The following is an 8,004-nucleotide window of genomic DNA, read 5'->3' as shown; positions in this document are numbered from 1 at the left end:
GTGTTGGGGGGGGGGGGGGGGGGGCCGCGCGCCCCCCGGCGTGGCGGGGGGGGGCCCCCGGCGGCCCCCCCCCCACACTCCGGGGGGGGGGGGGGCGGGCCCCCCCCCCCCCCCCCCCGACGCGTTATCCGTGGGTCCGGGGCGCAGGAGGCCTACGAGGACACGGACTCCTTGGAGGGGGCCTCGGCCGGGTCGGCGTTCTTGGGCCCGGTGATCCGTTCCCGTATCAGCGCGAAGCCCACCACGAGCGCCGCCACCAGCGTGGACAGCAGCACCTGCTCGCGACCGGCGTCGTCGGTGAGCATGTAGAGCAGCACGAACGTGATCATCCCGATGGTCGCCCAGGTCAGATACGGGAAGCCCCACATCCGGACGACGAGCTTGTCCGGGTTCTCGCGCAGGATGATGCCGCGCATCCGCAGCTGGGTGAAGCAGATGACCAGCCAGACGAAGAGCGCGACCGCGCCCGAGGAGTTCAGCAGGAACTCGAAGACCGTGTCCGGCCACTGGTAGTTGAACCAGACCGCGACGAAGCCGAAGACGACCGAGCCGAGGATCGCGGCCTGGGGCACACCGCGCGCGTTGGTCTTCGCGAACGCGGCCGGGGCGTCACCGCGCTGCCCGAGCGAGAAGGCCATCCGGGAGGCGGTGTAGAGGCCGGAGTTGAGACAGGAGAGCACGGCGGTCAGCACGATGACGTTCATGACCTGACCGGCGTGCGGAATGCCGATCGATTCGAGCGCGGCGACGTAACTGCCGTCCTTGGTGATCGACTTGGAGTCCCAGGGCAGCAGGGTGACCACGACGAAGATCGAGCCCAGGTAGAAGACCGCGATACGCCAGATCACGCTGTTGGTGGCCTTGGAGACGGCCCGCTGCGGGTCGGCGGACTCACCGGCGGCCAGGGTGACGATCTCACTGCCCATGAAGGAGAAGACCACCAGCAGCACGCCGGTGAGGATCGCTCCGGGACCGTTGGGCAGGAAGCCGCTGTGCGCGGTCAGATTGGACAGCCCCGAGCCCTCGTTCTCGGAGCCGGGCAGCAGGCCGAAGACCGCGAGCCCGCCGATGACGATGAAGGCGGCGATGGCGACGACCTTGATCCCGGCGAACCAGAACTCGAACTCACCGTAGGAAGCGACCGAGGCCAGGTTGGCGGCGGTGAGCACGACCATCACGATCAGCGCCCAGCCCCACTGCGGTACGGCGGGCCACCACTCCTCCAGGATCTTGGCACCGGCGGTCGCCTCGACCGCCAGCACCACGACCCAGAAGAACCAGTAGAGCCAGCCGATCGAGAAGCCCGCCCAGCGGCCGAGCGCCCGGTCCGCATAGGCGGAGAAGGAGCCGGAGGTCGGATTCGCGGCCGCCATCTCGCCCAGCATGCGCATCACGAGGACGACCATGAGGCCGACCAGCGCGTAGGACACGAGAATGCCCGGGCCGGCCTTGGCGATACCGGCACTGGAGCCGACGAACAGCCCGGCGCCGATCACACCGCCAATCGCGATCATGGACAGATGGCGATTTTTGAGTCCGGCCTTGAGGCCGTCGGGGGAAGTCTCTGGTTGTGCGCTCATATGGCTCGATCCTTTGCTTCCGGAAGAGGAGCGACGCCAGTGAATCTCAGGAGAACCAACAGGTGAACCTTCGATTTCAAATTGTTACTTGAGGTTTCCATGAGGTTCCTTGGTGTTGCGGAGGAATCAACGGAGCGCCTACCCGCCTCGGCGGGAAAGACACAGCCGTGTCACACTCTGGGCATGCGCGTGTACCTCGGCTCCGATCATGCCGGTTACGAACTGAAGAACCACCTCGTGGAGTGGCTCCGGGCGGGCGGTCACGACCCCGTCGACTGCGGCCCGCACATCTACGACGCCCAGGACGACTACCCGCCGTTCTGCCTGCGCGCGGCCGAGCGGACCGCCGCCGACGCCGACAGCCTCGGCATCGTGATCGGCGGCTCCGGCAACGGCGAGCAGATCGCGGCGAACAAGGTCAAGGGCGTACGCGCCGCACTGGCCTGGAGCGAGCAGACCGCCGCCCTCGCGCGCGAGCACAACGACGCCAACGTGATCAGCGTCGGCGGGCGCATGCACACCCGGGAAGAGGCGACCAAGTTCGTCGAGATCTTCCTCGGCACCCCGTACTCGGGCGAGGAGCGCCACACCCGCCGCATCGCCATGCTCGCCGACTACGAGACCACCGGCGAACTGCCGCCCGTCCCGGCCCATCACCCCGCCGGCGACTGATGCCCGAAGGGCACACGATCCACCGACTGGCCGCCGACCACCTCGACCGGTTCGGCGGCCGGCCCGTGCGGGCCGCCAGCCCCCAGGGCAAGTTCGCCGACGGGGCGGCCCTGGTGGACGGGCAGGCGCTCCAGTACGCCGAGGCGCACGGCAAGCACCTCTTCCTGGACTTCGCGGCCACCGGCTGGGTCCATGTCCACCTCGGGCTGTTCGGCAAGTACACCTTCGGCCCGGCCCCCGCCCCGCCGCCCACCGAGACCGTGCGGCTGCGGCTGGCGGGCCCCGGCGGGTACGCGGATCTGCGCGGGCCGACCGCCTGCGCCCTGATCACCGAGCCCGAGAAGCAGGCCATCCACGACCGGCTCGGCCCCGATCCGCTGCGCACCGGCGACGACGGCGGCGACGCCTGGGCCCGGGTCTCCCGCAGCCGGGTCAGCGTGGCCGCGCTGCTCATGGACCAGAAGGTGGTCTCGGGCGTCGGCAACGTCTACCGCGCCGAGGTCCTGTTCCGGCACGGCATCGACCCGTACCGGCCGGGCCGCGGGCTGGTCCGCGCCGAATGGGACGCGATCTGGTCCGACCTCGCGGAGCTGATGCGCGAGGGCGTACGGAACAACCGGATCGACACGGTCCGCCCCGAGCACACCCCCGAGGCCATGGGCCGCCCGCCGCGCGTGGACGACCACGGCGGCGAGGTCTACGTCTACCGCCGGGCCGGACAGCCCTGCCACATCTGCGGCCAAGAGATCCGCACCGCCGGGCTCGCCGCCCGGAACCTCTTCTGGTGCCCCGGCTGCCAGCGGGCGTAGCCGACACCTCTTGAGGCCATCGAGCGCTCGCATTCGGTCAACTCCCGCCGGAGCGCGGTTTTCTCCCGCGTTCGGGGTACGACACCGGCTGCGAGTACCAGCTTTCCGTACCAATCATCCCAAACAGCCGATCGGGCACCCCCCGCTCCGCGCTCATATCCCCATCCCCAGCAGCGGTTTCCCGTACGTGCGAACGAATATCGCTTACGATTGCCCCCCTGGCTGGGTGGTTCAACGCGCCACGAATCGACGCGCGTCCGAACGGGTGGGTAGGGTCCCGATGCAATGACTGGCGGCGCGGACACTCCGTTGGCCCGGATGCGCAAAGCTCTGCACCGGGCTCGCACAGGCGTGCGCAAAGCCGGAGTCGACTACTTCCGCGGCGAGGGCTCCGACCGGCTCGCCCTCGCCCTGCTGCTCCTCGCCGTTCCCGCCATCGCCTGCGGCACCATCGCCACCCCCGACTGGTGCGCCCCCTCCGCCCTCGTCCTGCCGATCGTCGCGGGCGGACTGCTGCTGCGCCCCGCCAGCCTGCTCGGCCTGTACGCGGCTGCCGCCTCCGCGCTCATCGTGGAGTCCGCCGTCCTCGGCCCGTACACCGAGGAGGACACCTCCGCCCGGGTCACCCCAGGCACCATCCTCGTGGTCGCCGCGGTCGGCTTCTTCGGGCTGCTCATCGCCCAGTTCCGCAGCCGGGTCGGCGTGCCCTGGCGGCGCGGCGGCACCATGCTCTTCGACCTGCGCGAACGCATCCGCGTCCAGAGCAAGCTGCCCGCCCTGCCGCGCGGCTGGCACCGCGAGATGGCGCTGCGCCCGGCCGGCGGCCAGTCCTTCTCCGGCGACTTCGTGGTCGCCGCCCGCACCGGCAGCGGCGGCCGCACCCTCGAAGTCGTCCTCACCGACGTCTCCGGCAAGGGCATGGACGCGGCCTCCCGCGCCCTCCTGCTCTCCGGCGCCTTCGGCGGCCTCCTCGGCTCGCTGCCCCCGCACGGCTTCCTCCCGGCCGCCAACGGCTATCTCCTGCGCCAGGACTGGGAAGAGGGCTTCGCGACCTCCGTCCATCTCGTACTCGACCTCGACAGCGGCGACTTCGAGCTGTTCTCCGCCGGTCATCTACCCGCGCTCCAGCTCAGCGCGGGCACCGGCAAATGGGAGGAGAAGTCCGCCGACGGCCCGCTGCTGGGCGTCTACGACGGCGCCCAGTTCGACCCCACCAAGGGCACCCTGCGCCCCGGGGACGTACTGATGCTGTTCACCGACGGCCTCGTCGAGACCGCCGACCGCGACATCAGCGAGGGCATCGACCACCTGACGGGCGAGGCCGACCGCTATGTCTCCTCCGGCTTCCAGGGCGCGGCCTGGCACCTGATCGAGACGGTCGCGAAAGACGTCAACGACGACCGCGCGCTCCTGCTGATCTGCCGCCAGTAGAGCCGCTTACCGGGGGCTAACCCCACCTCGGTACGGCGGCGGCCGCCATGGCCCCGGTACACCCCCGATCCCTACGTTCGTAGGGCGTTCGAAAGACATCGGGCGAACTCCGGAGAAGGGCCACCACCATGCGGCTGCGCAAGCGGCGTACGACAGCGGCGCCACCGGCACCGCACCAGCACCCCGCCCCTGCCACCCACGCCATCGAACTCCATGGCGTCCAGCGCCGCTACGGCCGCGGCGGCAACGCCGTCCACGCACTCCGCGGCATCAGCCTCGCCCTCCCACACGGCAGCTTCACCGCCGTCATGGGCCCCTCGGGTTCCGGCAAGTCGACGTTCCTGCAGTGCGCCGCCGGGCTCGACCGGCCGACCGCCGGGTCCGTCCTGCTCGGCGGGACCGAGATCACCGGACTGAGTGAGAACAAGCTCACCACGCTGCGCCGCAGCCGCCTCGGCTTCGTCTTCCAGGCCTTCAACCTGCTTCCCTCCCTCACCGTCGAGCAGAACGTGCTGCTCCCGATGCGGCTCGCCGGTGCCCGCCCCGATCGCCACCGGGCCCTGGAGGTGCTGGCCCAGGTCGGGCTGCACGAGCACGCCCGGCGCCGCCCGGGCCAGCTGTCCGGGGGCCAACAGCAGCGCGTGGCGATCGCCCGAGCCTTGGTCACCCGCCCCGACGTCGTCTTCGCCGACGAGCCGACCGGTGCCCTGGACACGGGCACCGCCGCCGAGGTGCTCGGGCTGCTGCGGCACGCGGTGGACGCGCTCGGCGCGACCGTGGTGATGGTCACCCACGACCCGGTGGCCGCGAGCTACGCCGACCGGGTGCTCTTCCTCGCGGATGGGGCGATCGCCGACCGGCTCACCCGTGCCCCGGCGCATGAGATCGCCGACCGGATGACCCGGCTCACCGCCCGCACCCCCGCCGCCCTCGCCGTCGTCCGGTGAGGGCGTTCACCAACGGACTGGCCCGCGCCTCCGTCCGCTTCAAGCCCGCCGCCTTCGCGGGCACCTTCATCGCCCTGATGATGACCGCGATGATCGTGTCCGCCTGCGGCATCCTGCTGGAGACCGGAGTACGGGCCTCCGTACCGCCCGAGCGCTACGCGAGCGCCCCGGTCGTCGTCGCCGCGGACCAGCGCGCGCACTACACCGTCGGCAGCGGGGAAGACCGGGAGGACGAGTCCGAACCGCTCCCCGACCGGGCCCGGCTCGACGCCGCGCTCGTCGCCACCGCCGCCCGCACCCCCGGAACGGCCGCCGCCGCATCCGATACGACCTTCCCGCTGAGCGCCGGTGGTACTGGGACGGGCCCGCTGACCGGTCACGGCTGGGGCGCGGCCCCCTTCACGGGCGTGAGACTCGCCACCGGCACACCGCCACGGGCGGCGGGCGAGGTCGTGCTCGACGAGGGAACCGCCCGCGCGGCGGGCACCGGGGTAGGCGGCCGCGTCACGGTGACCGCCCCGGACGGTCGGCACACCTTCCGGGTGTCCGGCACCGCCCGGAGCACCGAGGGCGGGCCCACGGCCTGGTTCGCCGACGCCCGGGCCCGCGCCCTGTCCGGCCACCCCCGTACGGTCGACGCCATCCTCGTCCGCCCCGCCCCCGGCACCAGCCCGGACGACCTGGCGGCACGACTGAAAGCCGCGTGCGGAAAGGAGGCGCACGGCAAGACCCCGCACGCCACCTCCGTGCGCGTGCACACCGGCGAAGGTCGCGGCGCGGTCGAGGACAGCTCGATCGCGGGGGCCAGGGAACTGCTCACCGCTCTCGGCGGCTCCTTCGGCGGGATCGCCACCGCCGTCGCCGTCTTCACCGCCGCGGGCACCGTCGCCCTCTCCGTCGGCCAGCGCACCCGCGAGGTCGCCCTGCTGCGCGCGATCGGCGCCACCCCGCGCCAGATCCGCCGCTCCATCGCGGCCGAGGCGCTGCTCGTCGCCCCGCTCGCGGGCGCCCTCGGCTGCCTGCCCGGGATCGCCCTCGCGCACTGGTGGTTCGGACAGCTCAAGGACAAGGGCGCGATCCCCGCCCCCGTGGAGCTGGCGGTCTCCTGGGTTCCGCTGGTCTCCGCCGTCGGCGCGGGCCTGGTCACCTCGCTTCTGGCGGGCCTGATGGCCGCCCGCCGCCCGGCGCGGATCAAGCCCGGCCAGGCGCTCGGCGAGGCGGCCGTCGAGCGGCTGCGCCCCGGGGTGATCCGTACCCTGCTGGGCGTGTCGGCCCTGGTCGGCGGCTTCGTGCTGTCCGGAGTCGCCGCCTCGACCTCCGGCGAGGACGCGGCCAACACCGCGCTCGGGATCGTGATGCTCTTCATGCTGGCCGTGGCCCTGCTCGGCCCGCTGATCGCCCGGCTGTGCGCCTGGCTGATCGGGCTGCCGCTGCGCACGGGCCGGGCCCCGGCCGTCCTGGCGTCGGCCAACACCCTGGCCAACGCCCGACCGCTGGCCTCCGCGATCACCCCGATCGTGCTGGCCATGGCGTTCTCCTCGACGCTGGTGTTCATGCACACCAGCGAGGACCACGCGATGGCCGCGCAGCGGCGCGAAGGGATCCTCGCCGACCAGGTCATCTCCGCACCCGGCGGCCTCCCGGCCGACACGGCCGACCGCGCCGCCTCCGTGCCGGGCGTCGCGGCGGCGGTGGGCGTGCTGCGCACCGGGGTGCTCGTGCCGATGGGCTCCGCCCTGCAGGGCGCGACGGCCCAGGGCGTCTCCGGCACCGGCCGCGCGCTGGCCGCCGTACAGGACCTGGACGTCCGTACCGGCCGCCTGGCGGACCTGGGTGGTCCTGGCCGGGTCGCGGTCGACGCGAACCTCGCGAAGTCCGCGCACGTCCGCGTGGGCGACCGGCTCCGGCTCCGCCTCCCGGACGGGACCAGGGCCGCCCCCGAGGTGGTCGCGACGTACGGCCGGGGCCTGGGCATCGCCCAGGTCACCCTCGACCGCACGGCCCTGGCACCCCACGTCACGTCGGCCTTCGACGCGGACGTACTGGTACGGGACGACGCGGGCGCGCACCACGGCACCGTCGCGGCGGCGCTCGGGAAGCGGCTCGGCGAGCAGGTCACCGGCCGGGACGGCTACGCGGCCGCCCAGGACCGGGACCGCGCCCTCAACGCCTGGTCCAACAGCACCATGGCCTCGGTGCTCGGCGGCTTCGCCGCGGTCGCCGCCGCCAACACCCTGGTGATGACGGTCCTCGACCGCCGCCGGGAGCTGGGCACCCTGCGCCTGATCGGCTCGACCCGGCGGCAGGTGCTGGAGATGGTGCGCTGGGAGGCACTGCTGGTGATCATGGCCGGGGTCGCGCTGGGCACGGCGATCGCCCTGGCCACGCTCGTACCGATGGTGCGCGGCCTGACCGGCGGGAGCCCGTACCTCCCGCCCCTGACCTACGCCGGGTTCGTGGGCGCGGCCGTGGCGCTCGGGCTCGCGGCGACCGCCCTGCCCGCCCGTGCGGCGCTGCGCCGGGAGACGCCCGGAGGGGAGTGAGCGGACAGCGAAAAGGGCCGGG

Annotated in this window: 6 protein-coding genes; 5 read left to right on the top strand and 1 reads right to left on the bottom strand. The window is 72.7% G+C overall.

Features of this window, described 5'->3' with window-relative positions:
• Nucleotides 1–152 precede the first annotated feature (152 nt).
• On the bottom strand, nucleotides 153–1,580 hold the full coding sequence (locus tag ACFV9T_RS01930) for an amino acid permease (RefSeq protein WP_385436117.1): 1,428 nt from the start codon (nucleotides 1,578–1,580) through the stop codon (nucleotides 153–155).
• Between the two features lie 183 nt (nucleotides 1,581–1,763).
• Here ACFV9T_RS01930 and ACFV9T_RS01925 point away from each other — a divergent pair, with 183 nt between their 5' ends.
• From ACFV9T_RS01925 to ACFV9T_RS01905, 5 genes are all read left to right on the top strand, one after another.
• Nucleotides 1,764–2,252: a ribose-5-phosphate isomerase gene (locus tag ACFV9T_RS01925; protein WP_385436116.1), complete on the top strand. Its 489-nt coding sequence runs from the start codon at nucleotides 1,764–1,766 to the stop codon at nucleotides 2,250–2,252.
• Nucleotides 2,252–3,061, top strand: coding sequence for an Fpg/Nei family DNA glycosylase (locus tag ACFV9T_RS01920; RefSeq protein WP_385436115.1), 810 nt, complete (start codon nucleotides 2,252–2,254; stop codon nucleotides 3,059–3,061). The genes ACFV9T_RS01925 and ACFV9T_RS01920 overlap by 1 nt, the downstream gene beginning before the upstream one ends.
• Before the next feature lie 285 nt (nucleotides 3,062–3,346).
• Nucleotides 3,347–4,492: a PP2C family protein-serine/threonine phosphatase gene (locus ACFV9T_RS01915; protein ID WP_385436114.1), complete on the top strand. Its 1,146-nt coding sequence runs from the start codon at nucleotides 3,347–3,349 to the stop codon at nucleotides 4,490–4,492.
• 128 nt (nucleotides 4,493–4,620) lie between these two features.
• The gene (locus tag ACFV9T_RS01910; protein WP_385436113.1) at nucleotides 4,621–5,439 is read left to right on the top strand and encodes an ABC transporter ATP-binding protein; all 819 of its coding nucleotides are present in this window, start codon (nucleotides 4,621–4,623) and stop codon (nucleotides 5,437–5,439) included.
• The gene (locus tag ACFV9T_RS01905; protein ID WP_385436112.1) at nucleotides 5,436–7,982 is read left to right on the top strand and encodes an ABC transporter permease; all 2,547 of its coding nucleotides are present in this window, start codon (nucleotides 5,436–5,438) and stop codon (nucleotides 7,980–7,982) included. Before ACFV9T_RS01910 ends, ACFV9T_RS01905 begins: the two co-directional genes overlap by 4 nt.
• Nucleotides 7,983–8,004 lie beyond the last annotated feature (22 nt).

Source organism: Streptomyces sp. NPDC059850, from assembly GCF_042731515.1.
Taxonomy (GTDB): Bacteria; Actinomycetota; Actinomycetes; order Streptomycetales; family Streptomycetaceae; genus Streptomyces.
This window is presented reverse-complemented; position numbering and strand designations above follow the sequence as displayed.

What these genes read in the sequence shown, in the direction of transcription:
- ACFV9T_RS01930 (WP_385436117.1), bottom strand. Translation starts at nt 1,580, where the DNA reads ATGAGCGCACAACCAGAGACTTCCCCCGACGGCCTCAAGGCCGGACTC.
- ACFV9T_RS01925 (WP_385436116.1), top strand. Translation starts at nt 1,764, where the DNA reads ATGCGCGTGTACCTCGGCTCCGATCATGCCGGTTACGAACTGAAGAAC.
- ACFV9T_RS01920 (WP_385436115.1), top strand. Translation starts at nt 2,252, where the DNA reads ATGCCCGAAGGGCACACGATCCACCGACTGGCCGCCGACCACCTCGAC.
- ACFV9T_RS01915 (WP_385436114.1), top strand. Translation starts at nt 3,347, where the DNA reads ATGACTGGCGGCGCGGACACTCCGTTGGCCCGGATGCGCAAAGCTCTG.
- ACFV9T_RS01910 (WP_385436113.1), top strand. Translation starts at nt 4,621, where the DNA reads ATGCGGCTGCGCAAGCGGCGTACGACAGCGGCGCCACCGGCACCGCAC.